Source organism: Roseateles oligotrophus (genome assembly GCF_025717515.1).
Classification (GTDB): Bacteria; Pseudomonadota; Gammaproteobacteria; order Burkholderiales; family Burkholderiaceae_C; genus Paucibacter_A; species Paucibacter_A oligotrophus.
In genome coordinates this window covers 49,404-70,236 of the sequence record NZ_JAJIRN010000010.1, presented here as the reverse complement: position 1 = coordinate 70,236, position 20,833 = coordinate 49,404, and the positions used below count along the sequence as shown (strand labels likewise).

The following is a 20,833-nucleotide window of genomic DNA, read 5'->3' as shown; positions in this document are numbered from 1 at the left end:
TCAGAATCGGAACCTTGAACTGGTTTAAGAAAACAAAATATAGGTCCGGAAACGAAATAAATACCCTCTGCCCTCTGGTGTTTCGGCCGCAGGTTTTTAGAATCGGCATTAATGTCATTTGAAGAGGTTTCTATGCGAATTGTTTCAACTCTTGCCGCCGCTGCCGTGCTGACCTTGTTGGTGGCCTGCGGCCAGAAGGAGCAGGCGGCCGCGCCCGCCGCTGCAAGTGCGGCCGCGCCGGCGGTGGTTGCCGCTGCCGCCCCCGAGAACGCCTTGGGTAAAAGCATCTTCGGCAAGACCTGCGCGATGTGCCATGCGGCCGGCGTGGCCGGTGCGCCCAAGCCCGGTGACAAGGCCGATTGGGGCCCGCGCATTGCCCAGGGCAATGAGCTGCTCTACAAGCACGCGATCGAAGGCTTTACCGGCGCCAAGGGCATGATGCCGGCACGCGGCGGTGGTTCCACGCTCAGCGATGACGAGGTCAAGGCCGCCGTCGATCACATGGTTGCCTTGTCGAAGTAAGGCATCTGTCTATGCGCAGTAGAGCCGAAGCCAGCACCGATATCGGTCGCCGGCGTCTGGTCATGGCCCTGCCCCTTTTGGGTGGCGGGCTGCTGAGCTTGGCTGGCTCGGCGCGGGGCGCAAGCCCGATTCAGCAGCGCAGTTCGCGCCGTCTGATGGGTACGCAGCTTGACATTGCGGTCGAGGGCAGCGAGCCGGCGCGCTTGACGCTGGCGGTTGAACGCGCCTATGCGGAAATGGCCAGGCTGAGCAATATGATGAGCCGCTACGTGCCGACCAGCCCGGTCAGCGCCATCGGCTTGATGGCGGGCGTGCAGCCGGTCGCGGTGCCGGCCGAGTTGATGCGCGTCCTGCTGGATGGGCAAGCCTTGGCGCAGCAAACCGGCGGCGCTTTTGATATGACCGTCGGCGCCCTGAAGGCTTGGCGCTTTGATTTGGGTCAAATTGCAAAACCCAGCGATGAGTTATTAAATCGGCAGGCTAAATTAATTGATTATCGGCGCCTGATATTGAATCAAACTGCCGGAACCGCTTATTTGAGCGAGCGCGGTATGGCCTTGGACTTGGGTGGTATTGCCAAGTTGCCGATACTCGAGGCCGGCATGCGTATTTTGGCCGCCGAGGGTATTCGCAACGCATTGATCAATGGCGGCGGTGATGTTTTCTACCGCGGTAATTGGCAGGGCCGGCCTTGGCGGGTGGGCCTGCGCGATCCGCGCCAACCGCAGCAGCTCTTGGGCGTGGTGGCGCTCGAAGGTGAAGGCCTGCTGGCCTCCAGTGGCGACTACGAGCGTGGCTTTGTTTCGCAAGACGGCCAGCGGCAGCACCATATCCTCGACCCGCGCAGCGGCCGGCCAACTCAAGGGCCGCATGGGCTCAGCCTGTTGGCACAGGGCAGCCGGGCGGTGAAAGCGGTCAATGGGCTCGGCGCGGCCATCATGGTCGATGGTTTGGCGGCGGGGCGCCGGCACATCGAAGCCAGCGCAGGTTTGGCGGGCCTGATCGTTGACCAAGACGGCAGCGTTTGGCAGTCCGCCGGCATGGCCGAGGCGCTGCGTCGTCGGACAGCTTAGTGCTCGCCGAGGGATAACCCGCCGCTGCGCAAGCGCCGCGGCGGCATAATCCCGGCTCCAGACATAAGCAAGTGCAAGCAAGAAAGAAAGCCCATCATGGCCTCGGTCAATAAAGTAATCCTCATCGGCAACCTGGGCAAAGATCCCGAGTTGCGCTACAACCCCAGCGGTGTGGCCTTTTGCACCATCAGCCTGGCGACTTCCCGCAGCTGGAAGAACCGCGAGTCCGGCGAGAAGCAGGAAGAGACCGAATGGCACCGCGTGGTCTTCAACGACAAGATGGCCGAAATCGTCGGCCAATATTGCAAGAAGGGTAAGCCGATCTATGTCGAAGGCCGCCTGCGCACGCGCAAGTGGACCGACAAGGAAGGCAAAGACGTCTACACGACCGAAATCATCGCCAACGAAATGCAGCTGCTCGGCGGCCGTGATGGCGGCGATGAAGGTGGCGGCGGTGGCTACGGCGGCGGTCAGGCCCGCGGTGGCGCTGGCGGTGGCGGCGGTGGCGGATATGGCGGTGGCGATGAGTACGGTGAGCCCGCTCGCGCTCCGGCGGCTCGTCCACCGGCTCCGCGTGCGGCCGCCCCGGCGCCTCGCGCTGCGGCCCCCGCACCCCGGTCGGCGACCGGCTTCGATGACATGGATGACGATATCCCGTTCTAAGCCAAACTTGGTTTGAAGTGCAACTCAACAGCCGGCAAGCCAAGGTTTGCCGGCTGTTTGCTTTTCGGGATTGGAACGAGAATACGCAATGAATACACAAGCCGACGCAAGCCAGATCCGCTGGATCGACAACCAAGACCAGCCCGCCCATGCGCGCTGGCGCTCGATGTCAGATCAGCCCGCCCCCAAGCGCGTGTACGTCGTGGACGACACCGTCAATGCGGATAGCGCCTACAAATGGGCTTGCGAAGGCATAGGCTTGCTGTGGTGCGGAGATTTCCAGAACGCCAAGCTGCTGATGCAGGCGATGGAGCGCCGGGTCGACTCCAAGGCCGAGCGTGCCGCAGCCAAGGCGGCCAAGCCCGGCCAGGCCCCAGCCTCGGCGCATGCAAGCTTCGTGGCACAACGCAAGGCCCAGGCACAGCGCTCGCGGGTCTTGAATATGCTGCTCTTGCCTTTTGATGCCGACCATGGCGTGCCCTTGCGCCGCGCGCCCGATGTGCGCGAGGCCGGTGCGCAGGCGCGCGGCGCAGTGGACGGGCCTGGCGAGCATTACGTCGCTTCCTTGCGCGAACTGCAAGGCTTGATCGGCGCCCATGAGTGGCGCAAAAAAGGCGTCCATGTCGGCGCGCTGAAGGCCGACATCATTCCGCATTACGGCGTTTTCTCGCCGCTGCGCGGAGAGTATCTCGACCTGGTCGCGCATGCGCCGCTGCCGAGCAGCTTGAAGAGCAGCGGCAAGGCTGGTATCGCGTTTGACATCGGCACCGGCACGGGCGTGCTGGCGGCGCTGCTGGCCAAGCGCGGCGTCAACCATGTGGTGGCGACCGACCAGGATCCGCGCGCCTTGGCCTGCGCCCGCGAGAATCTTGCCGCGCTCGGCGTGGCCGGACGGGTCGAATTGCTGGAGGCAAATCTGTATCCGCCGGGGTCGAGCCAGGCGCATCTGATCGTCTGCAACCCGCCTTGGCTGCCTTGGCGGCCTAACTCGCCACTCGAGCATGCTGTCTACGACCCTGATAGCCGGATGTTGCTGGGCTTTTTGAATCAGCTCGCCGCCCATCTGCTTCCGGGCGGCGAGGGCTGGCTCATCATGTCGGACCTGGCCGAACATCTGGGGCTGCGCAGCCGTGACGAGTTGCTGGGCTGGATCGCCGCCGCCGGCCTGCGCGTGGTCGATCGCAGCGACGTCAAGCCTCAGCATTCGCGCGCCAAGGACAAACTCGACCCGTTGTTCAAGGCCCGCTCGGCCGAACTGACCTCGCTGTGGCGCTTGGCCGCCGCCTGACCTCGCTGCCGCCTCCTGCGCACGCCGCTCGTCGCTCGTCGATTTGGGGTCAGGTTCATTTAACTTTCAGTAAATGAACCCGACCCCAATTTGGAAATTAAATGAACCTGACCCCAGTTTGAAGATGAAGCAAGCTCAAGCCGCGCCCCTCAGTGCCGACCGTTGGCAGTTCTGGATCGACCGGGGCGGCACCTTCACCGATCTGGTCGGTCGCGCGCCGGGTGGGGCGCTGCACACGCTGAAGCTGCTGTCCGAGAACCCCGAGCAGTACCGCGACGCGGCGGTCGAGGGGATTCGGCGCTTGCTCGGCCTCAAGCCGGGCGAAGCGATCACGCCGGCGCTGGTCGACTGCGTGAAGATGGGCACGACGGTCGCCACCAACGCCTTGCTTGAGCGCAAGGGCGACCCGACCTTGCTGGTCACCACACGCGGTTTTCGCGACGCGCTGCGCATCGCCACCCAGGCGCGGCCACAGCTGTTTGCGCGCCAGATCGTCTTGCCCGAGTTGCTGTACAGCCGCGTGATCGAGGCGCATGAGCGCTTCGGTGCACAGGGCGACTGCGTGCTGCCGCTGGACGAGTCGGCGCTCAAATTGGATTTGCAAGCCGCTTATGACGCCGGCCTGCGCGCCTGCGCCATCGTCTTCATGCATGCTTATCGATACCCGGCGCATGAGTTGCTGGCCGAGCGTCTGGCGCAGCAGATCGGCTTCACGCAGATTTCGGTCTCGCACCGGGTCAGCCCATTGATGAAGTTAGTGCCGCGCGGCGACACCACCGTCGTCGATGCCTATCTGTCACCCATCCTGCGCCGTTATGTCGATCAGGTCGCGGGTCAAATGCCGGGCGTCAGCTTGTTCTTCATGCAAAGCTCAGGCGGTTTGACCGAGGCCCATCACTTCCAGGGCAAGGACGCGATCCTGTCCGGCCCGGCCGGCGGCATCGTCGGCATGGTGCGCACCGGCTTGGCGGCGGGCCACAGCAAGTTGATCGGCTTCGACATGGGCGGCACCTCGACCGACGTCAGCCACTTCAACGGTGAGCTGGAAAGAACCTTCGACACCGAAGTGGCCGGCGTGCGCGTGCGTGCGCCTATGCTGAGCATCCACACGGTGGCGGCGGGCGGCGGCAGCGTCGTGCGCTTTGACGGCGCGCGCCTGCGCGTCGGCCCGGAATCGGCCGGCGCCAACCCCGGGCCGGCCAGTTACCGGCGCGGCGGGCCGTTGGCTACTACCGATGCTAACGTGATGTTGGGGCGCATACAGCCGGACTTTTTCCCCAAGCTGTTTGGCCCGCAGGCGGATCAGCCGCTGGACCGAGAGGCTGCTGCGCAGCGTTTCACGGCGATGGCGGCCGAGATGTCTATCGCAGCCGGGCGACCGGTAGCTGCCGAGGAGGCCGCCAGTGGCGCGCTGCAGATCGCCGTCGGCAGCATGGCCAATGCGGTCAAGCGTATTTCGGTGGCGCGCGGACTGGACGTTACGGGCTACACCTTGCAATGCTTTGGCGGTGCCGGCGGCCAGGCCGCTTGTCTGGTCGCCGATGCCTTGGGGATGAGCCGGGTGCTGGCCCATCCCTTCGCCGGCGTCTTGAGCGCCTACGGCATGGGCCTGGCCGACCGCATGGCGATGCGTGAAGCCTCGGTCGAGCAAGTCCTCGATGAAGCCGGCCTCGCCGCGGCGCAAGCGCGGGCCGAGTTATTGGCCGAAGAGGCGAGAGCCGAACTGCGGGCCCAAGGCGCGGCAAGCGATTCGCTGCGCGGAGTCACGCGATTGCATTTGCGCTACCAGGGCACCGACACCGCGCTGAGCTGCGAATTGTTCGATGGCGCCGGCACGAGCGAGCTGCGGGCCGCCTTTGAGGTCGCCTATCGCCAGCGCTTCGCCTTCCTGATGCCGGGCCGCGAGCTGATCATCGAAGCGGTCGCAGTCGAGTGCATAGCGGCCGGTGAGGCGCTGGCGCAGGCCGAGAGCCTGACCGAACCCGCGCCGCACCGGCCCATGCCGGATGCTGAGCTGCGCATGTACTGCCCGGCCGACGAGCAGCCGGCCGGCTGGCGCGCCGCGCAGCTGTTTGTGCGTGAGCGGCTCACTGCCGGCGCGCAGATCGACGGGCCGGCGATCCTGGCCGAGCGCAATGCCACCACCGTCGTCGACCCTGGCTGGCAGGCGAAGGTGATGGCGGACGGCTGCGTCGAACTGCGTCGTATGCGAGCAAGGGCCCAAACTTTTGCCATCGGCACGCAAGCCGATCCGGTGATGCTGGAGATCTTCAACAATCTGTTCATGAATATCGCCGAGCAGATGGGCTTGCGCCTGCAGAACACCGCGCACTCGGTCAATATCAAGGAGCGGCTCGACTTCTCCTGCGCGCTGTTCAGCGCCGACGGTGATCTGATCGCCAATGCGCCGCATATCCCCGTGCATCTAGGCTCGATGAGCGAGTCGATTCACACCGTGATCGCGTGCAACCCTTCAATGGCGCCCGGCAATGTCTATGTGCTGAACGACCCCTATCACGGCGGCACGCACCTGCCCGACATCACAGTGGTAACGCCCGTGTTCCTGGACCAAGCAGCGGCAAGTCGCCCCAGCTTCTTCGTCGCCTCGCGTGGCCACCATGCCGATATCGGCGGCATCACGCCGGGTTCGATGCCGCCCTTCTCCAGCTCGATCGAGCAAGAGGGTGTGTTGATCGACAACTTCCTGTTGGTCGAGGCCGGCGTGCTGCGCGAGGCCGAGATGCTCGCGCTCTTGAGCAGCGGCGCCTATCCCTCGCGCAATCCGAGCCAGAATATGGCCGATCTGCGGGCGCAGATCGCCGCGAATGAAAAAGGTGCGCAGGAACTGCGGGCGATGGTTGCGCAATATGGCGCCGCGACGGTCGCGGCCTATATGCAGCATGTGCAAGACAACGCCGAGGAGTCGGTGCGCCGTGTCATCACCCGCTTGAAAGACGGCGAATTCTGCCTGCCGCTGGACAACGGCGCTCAGATCAAGGTGGCGGTGCGCGTGAATGCCGCCGAGCGCAGCGCCTTGATCGATTTCAGTGGCAGCAGCGAGCAGCTAAGCAATAACTTCAACGCGCCACGATCGATCACGATGGCGGCCGTCTTGTACGTGTTCCGCACCTTGGTGGACGATGCGATCCCGCTCAATGCCGGTTGCCTGAAGCCGCTCAAGGTGATCGCCCCCGAGGGCTGCATGCTCAACCCGCGCCATCCGGCCGCGGTGGTGGCCGGCAATGTGGAAACCTCTTCTTGCGTCACCAACGCGCTCTATGGCGCCTTGGGCGTGATGGCGGCCAGCCAATGCACGATGAACAACTTCACCTTCGGCAATGCCAGCCACCAGTATTACGAGACCATCTCCGGCGGGTCGGGCGCGGGGTCGGGCTTTGACGGCACGAGCGTCGTGCAAACGCATATGACCAACTCCCGCATGACCGACCCCGAGGTCTTGGAGTTCCGCTTCCCGGTGCGGCTGGAGTCTTACGAAATCGTGCCCGGCACTGGGGGCGCGGGACGCTGGCAGGGCGGCGATGGCGGCGAGCGGCGGCTGCGTTTTCTCGCCTCGATGACGGCGTCGATTTTGAGCAACGGACGCCAGCATGGCGCCTTCGGCATGGCTGGGGGCGAGGCCGGCGCGCCGGGCCGGAACTGGGTCGAGCGCTCGGACGGCAGCGTCGAGCCGCTGTCGCATATCGGCCAGGCCGAGATGCAAGCCGGCGATATGTTCGTGATCCGCACGCCGGGCGGTGGCGGCTACGGGGCTGAAATTAAATGAACCTGACCCCATTAAAGGAATTGCTTGACCATGTTTCCGCCGATTGATGTGTTTGCAAGTGGCCATTTGGCCACCACGGATGGCAATGAAATCTATTGGGAATGCTCGGGGAATCCGCGGGGGCTGCCGGCGCTGTATCTGCATGGTGGCCCCGGGGGCGGCATCATGACAGGGTATAGGCGCCACTTCGACCCGGCGGTATTTTTGATCGTGTCCTTCGAGCAAAGAGGCTGCGGCCGCAGCCGTCCGCGGGCGACCGATCCCGCCGCGGACTTGCAGACGAACACCACGCAGCATCTGATCGTCGATATCGAGTTGCTGCGGCAGCATCTCGGCGTGGAGCGCTGGCTGATCTACGGTGCGTCCTGGGGCACGACGCTGGCGCTGGCCTATGCGCAAGCCCATGCGGAGCGGGTGTCGGGGCTGGTCTTGGCGGCCGTGACGACGACGACGGCGGCCGAAGTGCATTGGCTGACGCAGAGCATGGGTTTGATATTTCCGCGTGAATGGGAAAAATTTGCCGAGGCGGCCCAAGCCGAGTCCGGCGAAAGCCTGATCGACGCCTATTACCGGCAGATACGTAGCGACGATGCCGCCATCCGAGCCGCGGCCGCTCAAGCGTGGTGTGCTTGGGAAGATGTGCATGTTTCACTCGACCCGAACAGCTCACCTAACCCGCGCTATCAAGACCCCGAGTTCCGCCTGCTGTTCGCGACGCTGGTGATCCACTATTGGAAGCATGCGGCCTTTTTGCAAGCTGCGGACATTCGCTCGAATATGCACAAGATCGCGCATCTGCCCGGCGTCTTGATCCATGGCCGGCTCGATATCAGCTCGCCGCTGGATACCGCTTGGCAACTGCACAAACAATGGCCGGGCAGCGAGTTTGTGGTGGTCGACGGAGAAGGGCATGGCGGCAAGTTGATGGTCGCTAGCGTCACCGAGGCGGTGGCCAAATTGGCCGCCGTCATCAAGCCGCAGGCGCTATTCGCTGGGTAATTCCAGCGACTGCAGATCAAAGGGCACGCCCCTCGGGATGCCGGCTTCGCCGTTCGGGGATTGGGTGAGCAGCGGGTACTTGGACTCGATGAAAAAAACCCGCCCGCCCAATACCGCACCCGAAGAGGGTTCGTTGAGCCCCGTCACCAAAGGCCGCAGCGTGAGCTTCTCGCCGTCAATCCGCGCGCTGCTGATTTGCCCGCCGAAGGGCCGGCTGCCAAAGGCATTGCTCTCGAACAGGATCAGCTGCCCCGGCTTGACGGCGCGGATCGCATCGACATTGTTCAGCATGCGCTCGGCATTGATGGGAGCAACCGGCCCGGCCGCACCGTCACTGCCGACGCTAATGCCGAGAACATACGGCACCGCCACGACCAGGCTGACGATCAGCCTGTGTTCGCCATCAAAGGCGATGCCGTTGAGGCCGGGGTAGGGGCCGGCGCCGCCGAGCAAGGGGTCGTCCTTCCACACTTGCAGTGCCGAGGCGCCGACCGGCAGGCGCAGGATGCGTGGGTGGAAGGAATCGGTGATGTACAAATTGCCTGGGCCGTCCTGCACCAGGTCATTGCAATAGCCGGCGTCCGGCATGGCGTAGCTGGCCACGGGCTTGCCGGTCGTCAACTCGTAGCGCTTCAAGGCACTGGGCGTCTGCGCCACGGTGGTGAAGCCGCTATTGCCGGAGCACACCCAGAGCGCATTGCGTTTGGCGTCCACCAGCAAGCCCTGCGCATTGGCCAGGCCGTTGGAGCCGGGGGCGACCAGCACCTCGCCCGCTCGGGCACCGGGACGCAGGCGCAGCACCGCGCCCTGGCGCCAACTGCCGACATAGAGGCTGCCGTCCGACCCGGCCGCCACGCTTTCCGGATACCAGTCGGCCGGCAGCGGCAGCACTTGTGCTTGGCTTCTTGGCGCTGCCGTGGTGCGTATTGATGCGCTCATCAAGGCCAGCGGCAGCGCGCAAGTGATCAAGAGGCGGGTGAAAGAAACTTGCTGAACCATGCTCGTACTCCGGGTTGACTGAAACTGGCCGCCATTCTTATTGCGAACTATCAATGGATAAACTAGCGAAAATTTCAAAGTGCTGAAAGCGAGAGTGTTGAATGGATAGGCTGACCAGCATGGCGGTGTTTGTTCGGGTGGCTGAGAAGGGCAGCTTCTCGGCGACAGCGGACGAGTTCGGCCTGTCCACCACGATGATTGCCAACCATGTGCGCGCGCTCGAGACCCATATGAAGGCGCGCTTGCTGGATCGCACCACCCGCCGCCACAGCCTGACCGAAATCGGTGCCGCCTATCTGGAGCGCTGCCGCGATGTGCTGGCTAGCGTCCATGCGGCCGACCATGTGGCCGAGGCCTTGCGCAGCGAGCCACAAGGCCTGCTGCGGGTATCGGCGCCGCTGTCCTGGGGCACGCATCGCTTGGTGCCGGTGATCGCGCGCTATATGGCCGCGCAGCCGCAGGTGCGGGTCGAACTGAGTCTGAACGACCGGCTGATCGATTTGGCCGACGAGGGCTTTGATTGCGCGGTGCGCTCCGGCCCCTTGCTTGATGACGCGGTGATTGCCCTGCGCCTGGCGGACGCGCGCATGTTGCTGGCGGCCAGCCCGGCCTATTTGGCGCGCTGCGGGGCTCCGACGGCGCCGCAGGATTTGGCCGCCCATGTCTTGCTGGGCTTCGCCGCCTGGGGCGATGCGCCAGTCTGGCGCTTTACGCGTCAGGGCAAGACGGTGGCGGTGCCGCTGCCGGTGCCGGCGCAGTTTTCTTGCAATAACGGCCAGGCCCTGCTGCATGCGGCGCAGGCCGGTATCGGCATCGTGCTGCAGTCCGACGCCTTGTTGGCACCGGCTTTGGCTGCGGGGGAGTTGCTGCCGGTCTTGCCCGAATGGGCGCTGCCGACCCGCGCTATGCACATCGTGCGCCTCCCCGAGGCGCGGCCCAGCGCCAAGCTGCGCAGCTTTGTCGACTTTGTTTGCGCGTCGCTGGGGCCGGCATTGGCATTGGATGAATGAGGTTTTGCCCAATCGTCGCCGATTGGCGGCGATACTTGCGCCCACGTAAATTTGTGACGGGGCGTCAAGTCTTGTTGCAAGACAAGACAAAGAGAGTCTTTTTTTTGCACACTCGCCGTTTGGCCGAGAGTCCGTAGTCTCGGCGACGTTGGCCGAGTCAACACCTCAAAAGTTAAGAGTAGAACAATGAAACGTCTGGATGATTTCCGCCTGAAGATGGGCCGTCATGAGTTGGTGCCCATCGTGATTGGTGGCATGGGGGTTGATATTTCCTCCACTGATCTGGCTTTGGAAGCGGCCCGCCTGGGCGGCATCGGCCATATCTCGGACGCGATGGTCAACACGCTGACCGATCGCCGCTACAAGACCAAGTACACCAAGGCCAAGCAGGCGCAGTTCCAGTACAACGTCGCGTCGGAAGACAAATCGGACGTCAAATTCAATCTGGAACATTTGGCCGAGGCGACCCGCCTGCATGTCGAGAAGACCATGGCGCGCAAACAGGGCAATGGCCTGATCTTCATCAACTGCATGGAAAAGTTGACGATGAATGGGCCGAAGGAAACGCTCAGCGTGCGCATGAATGCCGCGCTGGACGCCGGCATCGACGGCATCACGCTGGCGGCCGGCCTGCACCTGGGCTCACTCGCCTTGATCGCCGAGCACCCGCGTTTCCGCGAGGCCAAGCTGGGCATCATCGTGTCCTCGCTGCGCGCGCTGCAGCTGTTCCTGAAGAAGAACAGCCGCTTGAATCGCCTGCCCGACTATGTGGTGATCGAAGGCCCACTGGCCGGCGGCCACCTGGGTTTTGGCATGGACTGGGCCGAATACGACCTGGAAAAAATCGTCACCGAAATTCACCAATATCTGCTGACCGAAAAGCTGGACATCCCGTTGATCGCCGCAGGCGGCATCTTCACCGGCAGCGATGCGGTGCGCTTTCTGGAGCTGGGCGCCTCGGCCGTGCAGGTCGCGACGCGCTTCACCGTCACGCGCGAATGCGGGCTGCCGGACGACATCAAGCAGGAGTACTTCAAGGCCAGCGAGGCCGACATCGAAGTCAACGAAATCTCGCCGACCGGCTACCCGATGCGCATGATCAAGGCCAGCCCCGGCATCGGCGACGGCATCCGGCCTAACTGCGAGGCCTATGGCTACCTGCTCGACGCCAATGGCAAATGCGCCTACATCACGTCTTACAACCGCGAGGTGGCCGCGCATCCGGGCGAGCGCCGCGTCTCGGTCGGCGACAAGACCTGTCTGTGCACCCATATGCGCAACTTCGACATCTGGACCTGCGGCCAGCTGACCTGGCGCCTGAAAGACACCACCCACCGCAACCCCGATGGCAGCTACCAATTGCTGAGCGCCGAGCATGTGTTCAAGGACTATCAGTTCAGCACCGACAACCAGGTCAAGCTGCCCGAACCGGAGCTGGCGGTCAGCGCCTGAGCAGACCCAGAGGTCCGGCCTTGGCATGAGTGAGAATGCCCTCTCTTCACGAGAGAACCCATTCATGTCCAAGTCCATCCGCCTCTTATCGAATCTCAGCTACGGCCTCGCGCTGGCGCTTACCTGCAGCGCTGCCATCAGCGCACCGTCCGCCGCACTCGAGCAGCCGCTGAGCGCGCTGCCCTACACGCCCAGCCTGGACGTGCAGGCAATGGACCGCAGCATTGACCCCTGCGAGGACTTCTACCAATACAGCTGCGGCGGCTGGATCAAGAACAACCCGATCCCGGACGATCAGGCCCGCTGGTCGGTCTACAACAAGCTGGCAGTCGAGAATCAGCGTTATCTCTGGGGCACGCTGGTTAAGCTGGCCGCGTCTTCTCAGAACAGCGCCGACAAAGCGGCCTTGAGCGCCAACCAGATCAAGATGGGCGATTATTTTGGCGCCTGCATGAACGAAGACGCCGCCAATGCGCGCGGCCTGCAAGCGCTGGCACCGCTGCTGGACCGGATCAAGTCCGTAGATGGCAAAACTCAGCTGCCGGCCCTGTTGGCCGAGCTGCAATTGGCCACCAACAATGCGCGCTTCTATTTTTCGCTGAGCTCGGGCCAGGACTTTGCCGATTCCAGCCGTGTGATTGCCTTCGCCTCGGCCGGCGGCATCAGTCTGCCGGACCGTGACTACTACCTGAAGAGCGACCCAAAGTCGGTCAAACTGCGCCAGCAGTTCGTCGCCCATGTGGCGCGCATGTTTGAGCTGATGGGCAAGGCGCCACAGGCTGCGGCCCAGGCCGCACGCAGCGTACTGGCCACCGAAACAGCGCTGGCGCGCGCCAGTTTGACGCAGGTCGACAAGCGAGATCCCTACAAGTCTTTTCACAAATTTGATGCCAGAGGCGTGCAAGCGCTAACGCCAAATTTCGACTGGACCAACTACCGGCAGGCGCTCGGCCTGCCGGCGGACCTGAATGAGTACAACGTCACCGAACCGGCCTTCTTCAAGGCCGTCGGCGACTTGTTGAAGAAGAGCTCTCTGGAGGACATCAAGACCTATCTGAGCTGGCAGTTATTGAGCAGCCAAGCGGCGCATTTGAGCGCTGAATTGGTGCAGGCCGACTTTGACTTCTTTGGCCACACACTCAATGGCGTGCCGCAGCTCAAGCCCCGCTGGAAGCGTTGCGTCGAACTGGTGGATGCGCAACTGGGCGAGGCCTTGGGTCAGGAGTTTGTGCGCGACAACTTCAGCCCCGAGCTGAAGGCGATGACGCAAGAGATGACGCAGGAGATCGAAGCGGCGATGGCCGTCAGCATCAAGTCCCTGAGCTGGATGTCGGCCGCCACCAAGGAGCGGGCGATGGAGAAGCTGCATGCCATCGTCAACAAGGTCGGCTACCCCGATCAGTGGCGCGACTACAGCGCGCTGACGGTGGCCCAGGGCGACTTCCTCGGCAATGTGCAGCGCGGCAATGCCTTCGAGGCCCGGCGGCAATTGGCCAAGATCGGCAAGCCGCTGGACCGGGCCGAATGGGGCATGACGCCGCAAACCGTCAATGCCTATTACTCGGGCCAGATGAATGACATGAACTTCCCCGCTGCCGTGCTGCAGCCGCCGCTGTTCGATCCCAAGATCGACGCCGCGCCGAACTACGGCAATACCGGCGGCACCATCGGCCATGAACTGATCCACGGCTTTGACGACGAGGGCCGGCAGTTCGATGCCAAGGGCAATCTACGCGACTGGTGGGGCAAGAAGGATGGCAAGGCTTTTGAGCAGCGCGCCGCCTGTGTGGCCGACCAGTATGCCCAGTACACCATCGTCGATGACATCAAGATCAACAGCAAGCTGACCCTGGGCGAGGACCTGGCCGACCTGGGCGGCATGGTGCTGGCGATGACGGCCTGGAAAGCCCACACGGCGAACATGAAGTTAGAGCCGCGTGAAGGCTTGACGCCGGAGCAGCGCTTTTTTGTCGGCTTTGCCCAATGGGATTGCAACAATGCGCGCCCCGAATCGCTGCGCGTGCAGGCCGCGACCAATCCGCACTCACCGGGCCGCTACCGGATCAACGGCGTGACGGTCAATATGCCGGAGTTCGAGAAGGCTTTTGCCTGCAAGCCGGGCCAGGCCATGGTCAAGCCCGACGCCAAGCGCTGCAAGGTCTGGTGAGCAGCTCGCCCGGGGGGTGGGGCAGCGACGACCTGCTGCTCGGCCCTCCCGCTCAGCGCTGCGGCAAGTACAAGTTCGCGCACAGGCCACCCTCGGGGCGCGGGTGCAGGCTGAGTTTGGCGCCCATCAGACCGGCCAGGTCACGGGCGATATATAGGCCCAGGCCACTGCCGCCACTGCTTCTGCAGTCGGGCTGCATGCGTGAGGATTCCGTCCGGTAAAAGGGTTGGAACACCGCTTCCAACTGCTCCGTGGGAATGCCGGGGCCCTTGTCGGCAACGCTGATCAGCCAGCCGCTGCATGTTCCGTCATTGCTTGCCGTCATGGTGATGTCTGCCTGCCCGCCGTAGCGCAGCGCGTTGCCGATCAGATTGTCGAGAATGCGGCGCAGGTTTTGCACTTGCAGCTTGCAAATGGCGGTGGCAGCGTCGGGGCCAGGCGGCACGAAGCTGACCGCCTGGCCTTGCTCGGCCAGGTCATCGCAGAGCGATTGCAGCAAGGCCGTCAGCTCACAGCTCTGTTCGACTTCAACGACCGCATGGCCGCGATACAGCGCCAGCGCCTGGTCGACCATCGCGTTCATCTCATGCAGATCGGCGACCGAGCGGGCCAAGGCCTGCGGGGCCAGCTGCAGGGTTTCCAGGCGCATGCGCAAGCGTGTCATCGGCGTGCGCAGATCATGCGAGATTGCCGCCATCAACAGACCGCGCGCCTTGAATTGCTGATGCAGTTGCAGCGCCATCTGGTTGAATACCAGAGCCGCCTCGCGCACCTCCAGCGTGCCGCTGTGCTCGTCCAGCGCGGCCGGCGGCTGCGCGTTGGAGATGGCCGCGCCCAGGCCGTCGGCGGCCCTCACCAGGCGGCGCACCGGGGCGGCCAGCCAGCGCGAGCCCCACCAAGCCGCCAGCCCTATCACCAGCAGACGCAGGCCATAGTCGAGCAGCAAGGCTTCGGCGGGCAGGCCTCGTCCGGGCATCTGCCTCCCGCCGCCCGGCTCGTGGCGGCCGGGCGGCGGTGGCGCCAGTGCTTCATGCTCAAACCCGGCCGGTGCAGAAGACTGCGGCATGGGCGGGCGTGGCCCCTGGCGCTCAAGCAAGCCCGGGGTGGGCGGCAGCGACGGGAAGGTCGGCATGCCGGCGACCAGACCCGGCCCGGCAGGCAGATAGGCCCAACGCACGGCCACATAAGCGACCAGATGGCTGAGCACCAAGGCGCCCCACATCAGCAGGAACAGGCGCTTGCCCAGCGTGTCGGCCAGAAGACGGCGAAGCCAGCGCAGCGCCCGCTTCTTGTCGCCCCAGCGCCACCGGCGGTTCATGAGGAGCTGAGCAGTTTGACGTCAAACAGATAGCCCTCGCCGCGCAGCGTGCGTATCAGGCGCGGCGGCGTGTCGCCGAGCTTCTGGCGCAGGCGCGAGACGGCCAAGTCTATGCTGCGATCGTTGATCTCAACACCAGGCGCGCGCGTCAGCTCGATCAACTGTTCGCGCGTCAAGATGCGGCCGGGCCGCTCGATGAAGGCGCTCAGCAGCCGGTACTCGGCATTCGACAGCGCCAGCATCACGCCGGCCGGCGACTCCAATTGGCGCAACACGCGGTCGAATGTCCATTGCTCGAAACTGACCCGCCGGCCTGTCTGCACCTCGCGCGCGCCCTTGCCCATGCGCCGCTGCAGCGCGTTGATGCGGGCAACCAGTTCGCGCGGCTCAAACGGCTTGCCAAGGTAGTCGTCGGCACCCATCTCCAGGCCCAGCACGCGGCTGATCGGGTCGCCCTGGGCGGTCAGCATGATGACGGCGCTGCGGGCATGATGGGTCTGAATCCAGCGGCATAGATCGAGCCCATTGCCGTCCGGCAGCATCAGGTCCAGCACGACGACATCGAAGTCCTCCGCCGTCATGCGCCGCTGCATCTCGCGGGCGCCGGCCGCCACCTCGACGCTCATGCCAAAACCCCGCAGATAGCTTTGCAGCGATTCGCGGATGTCGAGGTCATCGTCGACCACCAGACAGCGCAGTTGTAGATGATGGTGAGCGGGCATCGTGTCGTCCTTGGGTGGCGGCTGAGGACGACGATACCTCAAGCCTCAGACAGAAATGGCGACCGTCATCGCTCCGCTATAGCCCTGCGCGACGCTGCCGCTGAGGCTGGCCGTTTGCAGGCCGACGCCGTCGCTGAAGACATTGTCGGTGGCAAAGCTGATGCGGGCCAGATTGCTCACGCTGGCGCTGTAGCCGGGCGCATTGTTGTAGACATTGCTGCACACATCGGTCGGAAAGGCGATCTGCGAAGTGCGCAGCTTGGTGGCGTAGGACTGCGCGGTGCTGGCGCTGCGGTAGACCTCGAAATGCATATGCGGCATGCGGCCGTCGTAGCAGCCGGGGATGATGGTGCTGAAGGTCACCAGGCCGTCGCTGCCTGTCACTTGCACGCCGCGCAAATAGTTCTCGGCCGTGACGCCGCTGGAATACATCGAGTAGCGGCCTTCACGGTCGCAATGCCAGAGGTAGATGGCATAACCTGCCAAACCGGCGCAGCCGGCATTGCTGTTGACCAGGCGCAAGGTCAGCGTCAGCGGTACGCCGCCGGCCACGCCGCTGGCCCCGGCTATGCTGGCGCGTATATCGCTGCGCACAATGCCGCTCAAGGCCAGCGCATTGGCAAGGCTGCCGTTGGCGTTATTGGAACCGTCTCCCGGGTAGGGGCCAGCGGTTTCGGTCGGGATCTGGCTGCAGCTGCCGGTCGTCGTGCCGGTGACAGTGCCACTGGTCGTGCCGCCGCTGGCGGCGGCTTCACTGCTGTCACTGCCGCCGCAGCCGATCAGGCTCAGGCCGCTGGCGCCGAGCAGCCAGGCCAGGGCTTGGCGGCGTTGCAGGCCCTGCACCTGCATGCGTGCGAGATCGGCGCTCAGGCCTTGGTCGTGGGGGTCTTGTGCTTGCGTCGTCATCTTGCTCTCCGGGCTCACTGTGCTTGGGCCAGTGAATTGGAGCAAGGCAACGTTGCCGCGGTATATGCAGTTTGTGTCGGCGCCGACACATGCAGCCTCCTCGCTAGCGGTTACCGGGCTCCGGGTCCAGCCGGCGCGCCCTGGCCAGCCGCCAGGCTTCATCCGGCTCGCCGGCATAAACATCTTCGGCGGTGGTGGGCGTTTCTTGCAGATGGGTGTCGATGGCGATGCGCTTGTCGAACACAAAGCATTCGCCCTTCCAGTCGGCTGCGGCATCGGGCAAGGCCTCGAAGTAACTGACGATGCCGCCGTCGAGCTGGTAGACATCCAGTCCTTGATCCTGCATCCAGGCGCTGGTTTTTTCGCAGCGTATGCCGCCGGTGCAATACATCGCGATGCGCTGGCCCTTGGCCTTCCACTCATCGGCATGTTCGGTCACATAGGCCGGGAAGTCGCGGAAATGCGCGACCTTGGGGTCGACCGCGCCCTCGAAATGGCCGAGCTTGAACTCGAAGCTGTTGCGGTTGTCCAGCACCAACACGTCAGGCTCCTTGATCAGCTCGCGCCAGCGCGTCGGCGAGACATGCGTGTCGGGCTTGCTCGCATCCGGCAAGCCCGACACGCCGGGCACACCAAAGGCGACGATCTCGGGCTTGGTATGCACCTTGATCAGCGTGAAGGGCTTGGTCGTGCAAGCGCTGTGCTTGAACACCATGCCGACAAAGGCGCCGCCAAAAACCGGGTCGGTTTGCAGCGCCTGCTCGAAGGCTGCCAGCGCCTGCGCCGGCCCGGCGATCGCCGCGCTGATGCCCTCCGGGGCCACCAAGATATTGCCGCCAATGCCGGTGTCCGGCTGGCTCAACTCGCGCAGCCGCGCGGCCACCGCTTCCGGCTCCGCCAAGGCGACAAAGCGATAGAAGGACGAGTGAATATGGGCTTCGGTGGGGGCAATATCAGACATACAGAGCGGGGTCGGGTTGATGCTTGGCCTGGGCTTCGGCCGGTGAATGGGGCAATAGGGCCAAACCGCCGGCCAGCGTCCAGGCTTGACTGTGGCCGAGGCGGGTCAGCGCCTGCGCGGCCTGGCGGCTGCGGTTGCCGGTGCGGCAGAAGAATAGCAACGGGCGCTGCGGCTGCTCGGCCAGCCAGGGCTGAATCGCGTTCAGCAGGCGCGACAAAGGCATTGCCTCCATTTGCGCACCGACCAGGTCGGGTGTTTGGCTGAGGAACTGCTCATAGGGTTCGCGCACATCGACCAGCAGCGCATCGGGGTGGTAATTGATAAAGGCCTTGAGTTGCGCGCCTTGCACCTGTTGCGCGGCGCTCTCTTGCTCTTGCGCTGGTTCGGCGCCGGCCAGGCAATAAGCCACTTGTTGCGCCTCGTCCCTGGCCGGTGCCAACAAGGTGTTCGGCCCCACGCAGGCACCCAGGTCGGCGGGCTCGCTCAGGCCTGTGAAGGCCAGCGCCGGCGCGGCCGAATCGGCACCGCTAAATAGCAAGACTTGACCCTGCGGCCTAACTGCGCGCGTCAACTGCTTGGCACCCAGTTCCAGCGCGGCCTTGTCCAGCGGCCAACCCAAGGCATCGCAGGCCGCGCCGGGCATCAGCTCGCCTATCGTCTCGGCCAGCAAATCGCGTGCTTCGGCATGCTCGGCCTCGCCCGTTGTGCTCAAGACCGCCAGCAGCGGATAGCCCTGGCAGGTCAAGGCCTGCGCCAGGCGGCAAACCTGTTCCGGGCGGGCGTCGATCAAGACGCAGGCCTTGCCGAGCGAGTCGGCCAGCAAATAGCAGCAGGCGCCGTCTTGCATATAGCGGGTGATGCCGTCGCCGACGGTCGGGAAATTGTTCTCCGGGCTCAGGCAATGGCGGCGCAACGACTCGCCGCAGGCACGGATGCGGGCGCAGGCCTCGTCGATAAACGCCTCGTCGACGGCCGGGCCTATCGACAGCCGCACCGCGCCGGCCGCCTGCCAGTCCGGCAGGCCCATCGCCTGCAAGACGAAGCTGGGAGCGGCCTTGGCGGCGCTGCAGGCCGAGCCGGCGCTGACGCGCACATCGGCGGCGTCGAACAGGTCTTGCAGCAGGCGCGAGCTCAGGCCCGGCACGGCGAAGTTCAAGGTGGTGGGCAGGCTCAGGTCCAGCGGCGCGTTGAAGACCAGGCCGGGGAAGGCCTCGCTCAAGGCCGCCGCCAGGCGCGCCCGAAAGCCGTGCAGGGTGGCCGAGTCGCGCAGCGTCTGGCCATCGTCCAGCGCCGCCAGCACAGCACCCAGGGCCGCGATGCCCGACATATTTTCGGTGCCCGAGCGCAGCGAGCCCTCCTGGCCGCCGCCCGCCATCAGCGGCGTGAACGGCGCGCCGGCGCGCACATAAAGCAGGCCTATGCCCTTGGGTGCATAGAGCTTGTGGCCGGAGAAGGGCGCGTAGTCGATGCGGCGCGCCTGCAGCCGCAGCGGCAGCTTGCCCAAGGCTTGCACACCGTCGACCAACCACAGCGCCTTGCTGCCGGCCAGCGCCGCTTCGATGCCGTCCAGATCGCTGATCACGCCGGTTTCGTTATTGGCCGCCATGGTGCAGACCAGGCCGGCGCGGGCCGCATGCTGGCGCAAAAATGCCAGGTCATGTCGGCCCTGGCTGTCGACCGGGATAGCCTCGATCTTCAGGTTAAGACCCAGCACCTGATTCCAATGCTTGAGCGCCTCGGGCACCGCCTTGTGTTCGGTCGCGCCATAGAGCAGGAACTCGGCCTGCAAATTGCCGCGCAGAGCGTTCAGCGCCGACAGCACCGCGGTCTGAATGCCCTCGGTGGCGCCGCTGACGAAGAGCAAGGCGCCATCGCCGGTATCGAGCAGGCGCTGCGCCCTGGCCCTAACGCCGTCGATCAGCGCCTTCGCCTTCAGTCCGGTGCTGTGCACGCTGCTGGGGTTGCCGTAGTCTTCCACCATGGCTTGAATGGCCGCGGCCTTGGCCTGCGGCAGCACCGGCGTGGTGGCATTGGCGTCTAGATAGATTTCCATGGGGTGGGCAAATGGGTGGGCAGGGGCGCCGGGATAGCAATCGTACCTGCTGCCCCTTTGCTGCCCTATACTGCGGCCCCGGGTCGGCAGAACACCCAGGCCTTGCCGCACGGCAACTCGTTTGACCGTGAGCTAAACCTGCCAGGCAATGAGAAGATATTTTGACCAGGCTGTGCCCACTTTCGCGTGTGCCCGGCTGGAAGCCGGCAAGCACCAGCATCGCCCTCCTGTGGCGATCATGAGCGCGCGTGATGTGGAGATCTTCGACCATGCCTCGTGAAATATTTGCCCTGCACGCCGATGACATTTCGGCCTTTGCCAAGTCCTTGCGTCAGCAACTCACCGAATACCGCAGTCAAGCGGACGAATCGGACGCAGCCCCCAGCCATCTGAGCTTGCTGAATATGCTGGCCCGAGCGGCCGGCCATCGCAATATCCAGGCCTTGCGTGCCGCCGCGCAGCAGCCCGCTGCGCTGGCCCAGGCTCCTACAAAGTTGACGCCGGTGCATGCGCCGCCGGCACGCGGCCCAAGCCACCCCGAGCTGAGTGAGCTGGCCGACCGCGCCTTGCGGCAATTCGATGCCCAGGGTCGTCTGGTGCGCTGGCCCAGTCGCCATCAGGTTCAGCGTTATGCGATCTGGGGCATGTGGCTGCATTTCGACAGCCGGCGTGTCTACACCGAGCCCGAAGTCAATGAGGTGCTGAATGCGCACCATGGTTTCGGTGACCATTGCACGCTGCGGCGCGAGTTGGTCGAGATGAAGCTATTGGCGCGCAGCGATGGCGGCCGCGCCTACCGCAAGCTCGCCGCCCGGCCGAACGAGGATCTATTGCCGCTGTTGCGGGAGTTGCGGGTGCGCAGCGGGGCCGCTTAGCTTTTGCCGATGGCTAGGGTCAGGTCATCGCACCCGGCTCG

The 20,833-nt window shown here is 64.5% G+C and carries 16 protein-coding genes; 10 read left to right on the top strand and 6 right to left on the bottom strand.

The window, feature by feature from the left end; genetic code table 11:
* Nucleotides 1–132: 132 nt before the first annotated feature.
* The 6 genes from LNV07_RS21210 to pip all read left to right on the top strand — a co-directional run bounded on the left by LNV07_RS21210 (nt 133) and on the right by pip (nt 8,329).
* A complete protein-coding gene (locus tag LNV07_RS21210; protein ID WP_263573190.1) occupies nt 133–522 on the top strand; it encodes a c-type cytochrome in 390 nt (129 codons plus the stop codon).
* A gap of 11 nt (nt 523–533) precedes the next feature.
* Complete coding sequence (locus LNV07_RS21205) at nt 534–1,595, top strand: FAD:protein FMN transferase (protein WP_263573189.1); 1,062 nt, start codon at nt 534–536, stop codon at nt 1,593–1,595.
* Between the two features lie 96 nt (nt 1,596–1,691).
* A complete protein-coding gene (locus LNV07_RS21200; RefSeq protein WP_263573188.1) occupies nt 1,692–2,258 on the top strand; it encodes a single-stranded DNA-binding protein in 567 nt (188 codons plus the stop codon).
* Between the two features lie 88 nt (nt 2,259–2,346).
* The gene (locus LNV07_RS21195; RefSeq protein WP_263573187.1) at nt 2,347–3,546 is read left to right on the top strand and encodes a class I SAM-dependent methyltransferase; all 1,200 of its coding nucleotides are present in this window, start codon (nt 2,347–2,349) and stop codon (nt 3,544–3,546) included.
* A gap of 124 nt (nt 3,547–3,670) precedes the next feature.
* Nucleotides 3,671–7,330, top strand: coding sequence for a hydantoinase B/oxoprolinase family protein (locus tag LNV07_RS21190; protein ID WP_263573186.1), 3,660 nt, complete (start codon nt 3,671–3,673; stop codon nt 7,328–7,330).
* Nucleotides 7,331–7,360: 30 nt separating this feature from the next.
* Nucleotides 7,361–8,329 (top strand): prolyl aminopeptidase, encoded by a 969-nt coding sequence (pip, locus tag LNV07_RS21185; protein ID WP_263573185.1) that lies wholly within the window; start codon nt 7,361–7,363, stop codon nt 8,327–8,329.
* Here the strand turns inward: pip and LNV07_RS21180 are convergent.
* On the bottom strand, nt 8,315–9,328 hold the full coding sequence (locus LNV07_RS21180) for a hypothetical protein (protein WP_263573184.1): 1,014 nt from the start codon (nt 9,326–9,328) through the stop codon (nt 8,315–8,317). The two genes, pip and LNV07_RS21180, sit on opposite strands and share 15 nt — an antisense overlap.
* A 101-nt stretch (nt 9,329–9,429) precedes the next feature.
* On the opposite strand from LNV07_RS21180, the gene LNV07_RS21175 reads away from it, so the two are divergent.
* The 3 genes from LNV07_RS21175 (at nt 9,430) to LNV07_RS21165 (ending at nt 13,957) form a co-directional block, all read left to right on the top strand.
* Nucleotides 9,430–10,338, top strand: coding sequence for a LysR family transcriptional regulator (locus tag LNV07_RS21175; protein WP_263573183.1), 909 nt, complete (start codon nt 9,430–9,432; stop codon nt 10,336–10,338).
* Nucleotides 10,339–10,524: 186 nt separating this feature from the next.
* Nucleotides 10,525–11,790 carry a nitronate monooxygenase gene (locus LNV07_RS21170; RefSeq protein WP_263573182.1) on the top strand — a complete coding sequence of 422 codons (1,266 nt, stop codon included), beginning with the start codon at nt 10,525–10,527 and terminating at the stop codon, nt 11,788–11,790.
* Between the two features lie 64 nt (nt 11,791–11,854).
* Nucleotides 11,855–13,957 (top strand): M13 family metallopeptidase, encoded by a 2,103-nt coding sequence (locus LNV07_RS21165; protein WP_263573181.1) that lies wholly within the window; start codon nt 11,855–11,857, stop codon nt 13,955–13,957.
* A 52-nt stretch (nt 13,958–14,009) separates the two neighbouring features.
* Here LNV07_RS21165 and LNV07_RS21160 read toward each other — a convergent pair whose 3' ends face one another.
* The 5 genes from LNV07_RS21160 to LNV07_RS21140 form a co-directional block, all read right to left on the bottom strand.
* On the bottom strand, nt 14,010–15,275 hold the full coding sequence (locus tag LNV07_RS21160) for an ATP-binding protein (protein ID WP_263573180.1): 1,266 nt from the start codon (nt 15,273–15,275) through the stop codon (nt 14,010–14,012).
* Nucleotides 15,272–15,997 (bottom strand): response regulator transcription factor, encoded by a 726-nt coding sequence (locus LNV07_RS21155; protein WP_263573179.1) that lies wholly within the window; start codon nt 15,995–15,997, stop codon nt 15,272–15,274. Before LNV07_RS21155 ends, LNV07_RS21160 begins: the two co-directional genes overlap by 4 nt.
* Before the next feature lie 45 nt (nt 15,998–16,042).
* On the bottom strand, nt 16,043–16,903 hold the full coding sequence (locus LNV07_RS21150) for a dioxygenase family protein (protein ID WP_263573178.1): 861 nt from the start codon (nt 16,901–16,903) through the stop codon (nt 16,043–16,045).
* A gap of 103 nt (nt 16,904–17,006) precedes the next feature.
* Entirely contained in the window at nt 17,007–17,864 is an 858-nt protein-coding gene (trhO, locus tag LNV07_RS21145) for an oxygen-dependent tRNA uridine(34) hydroxylase TrhO (protein ID WP_263573177.1), read from the bottom strand.
* The gene (locus LNV07_RS21140) at nt 17,857–19,917 is read right to left on the bottom strand and encodes an aminotransferase class V-fold PLP-dependent enzyme (RefSeq protein ID WP_263573176.1); all 2,061 of its coding nucleotides are present in this window, start codon (nt 19,915–19,917) and stop codon (nt 17,857–17,859) included. Before LNV07_RS21140 ends, trhO begins: the two co-directional genes overlap by 8 nt.
* A gap of 269 nt (nt 19,918–20,186) precedes the next feature.
* Between LNV07_RS21140 and LNV07_RS21135 the strand changes: the two genes are divergently transcribed.
* Nucleotides 20,187–20,792 (top strand): DUF2087 domain-containing protein, encoded by a 606-nt coding sequence (locus tag LNV07_RS21135; protein WP_263573175.1) that lies wholly within the window; start codon nt 20,187–20,189, stop codon nt 20,790–20,792.
* Nucleotides 20,793–20,833 lie beyond the last annotated feature (41 nt).

Excerpts from the sequence above, each read along its gene's own strand:
- LNV07_RS21210 (WP_263573190.1), top strand. The coding sequence starts at position 133 with ATGCGAATTGTTTCAACTCTTGCCGCCGCTGCCGTGCTGACCTTGTTG.
- LNV07_RS21205 (WP_263573189.1), top strand. The coding sequence starts at position 534 with ATGCGCAGTAGAGCCGAAGCCAGCACCGATATCGGTCGCCGGCGTCTG.
- LNV07_RS21200 (WP_263573188.1), top strand. The coding sequence starts at position 1,692 with ATGGCCTCGGTCAATAAAGTAATCCTCATCGGCAACCTGGGCAAAGAT.
- LNV07_RS21195 (WP_263573187.1), top strand. The coding sequence starts at position 2,347 with ATGAATACACAAGCCGACGCAAGCCAGATCCGCTGGATCGACAACCAA.
- LNV07_RS21190 (WP_263573186.1), top strand. The coding sequence starts at position 3,671 with ATGAAGCAAGCTCAAGCCGCGCCCCTCAGTGCCGACCGTTGGCAGTTC.
- pip (WP_263573185.1), top strand. The coding sequence starts at position 7,361 with ATGTTTCCGCCGATTGATGTGTTTGCAAGTGGCCATTTGGCCACCACG.
- LNV07_RS21180 (WP_263573184.1), bottom strand. The coding sequence starts at position 9,328 with ATGGTTCAGCAAGTTTCTTTCACCCGCCTCTTGATCACTTGCGCGCTG.
- LNV07_RS21175 (WP_263573183.1), top strand. The coding sequence starts at position 9,430 with ATGGATAGGCTGACCAGCATGGCGGTGTTTGTTCGGGTGGCTGAGAAG.
- LNV07_RS21170 (WP_263573182.1), top strand. The coding sequence starts at position 10,525 with ATGAAACGTCTGGATGATTTCCGCCTGAAGATGGGCCGTCATGAGTTG.
- LNV07_RS21165 (WP_263573181.1), top strand. The coding sequence starts at position 11,855 with ATGTCCAAGTCCATCCGCCTCTTATCGAATCTCAGCTACGGCCTCGCG.
- LNV07_RS21160 (WP_263573180.1), bottom strand. The coding sequence starts at position 15,275 with ATGAACCGCCGGTGGCGCTGGGGCGACAAGAAGCGGGCGCTGCGCTGG.
- LNV07_RS21155 (WP_263573179.1), bottom strand. The coding sequence starts at position 15,997 with ATGCCCGCTCACCATCATCTACAACTGCGCTGTCTGGTGGTCGACGAT.
- LNV07_RS21150 (WP_263573178.1), bottom strand. The coding sequence starts at position 16,903 with ATGACGACGCAAGCACAAGACCCCCACGACCAAGGCCTGAGCGCCGAT.
- trhO (WP_263573177.1), bottom strand. The coding sequence starts at position 17,864 with ATGTCTGATATTGCCCCCACCGAAGCCCATATTCACTCGTCCTTCTAT.
- LNV07_RS21140 (WP_263573176.1), bottom strand. The coding sequence starts at position 19,917 with ATGGAAATCTATCTAGACGCCAATGCCACCACGCCGGTGCTGCCGCAG.
- LNV07_RS21135 (WP_263573175.1), top strand. The coding sequence starts at position 20,187 with ATGCCTCGTGAAATATTTGCCCTGCACGCCGATGACATTTCGGCCTTT.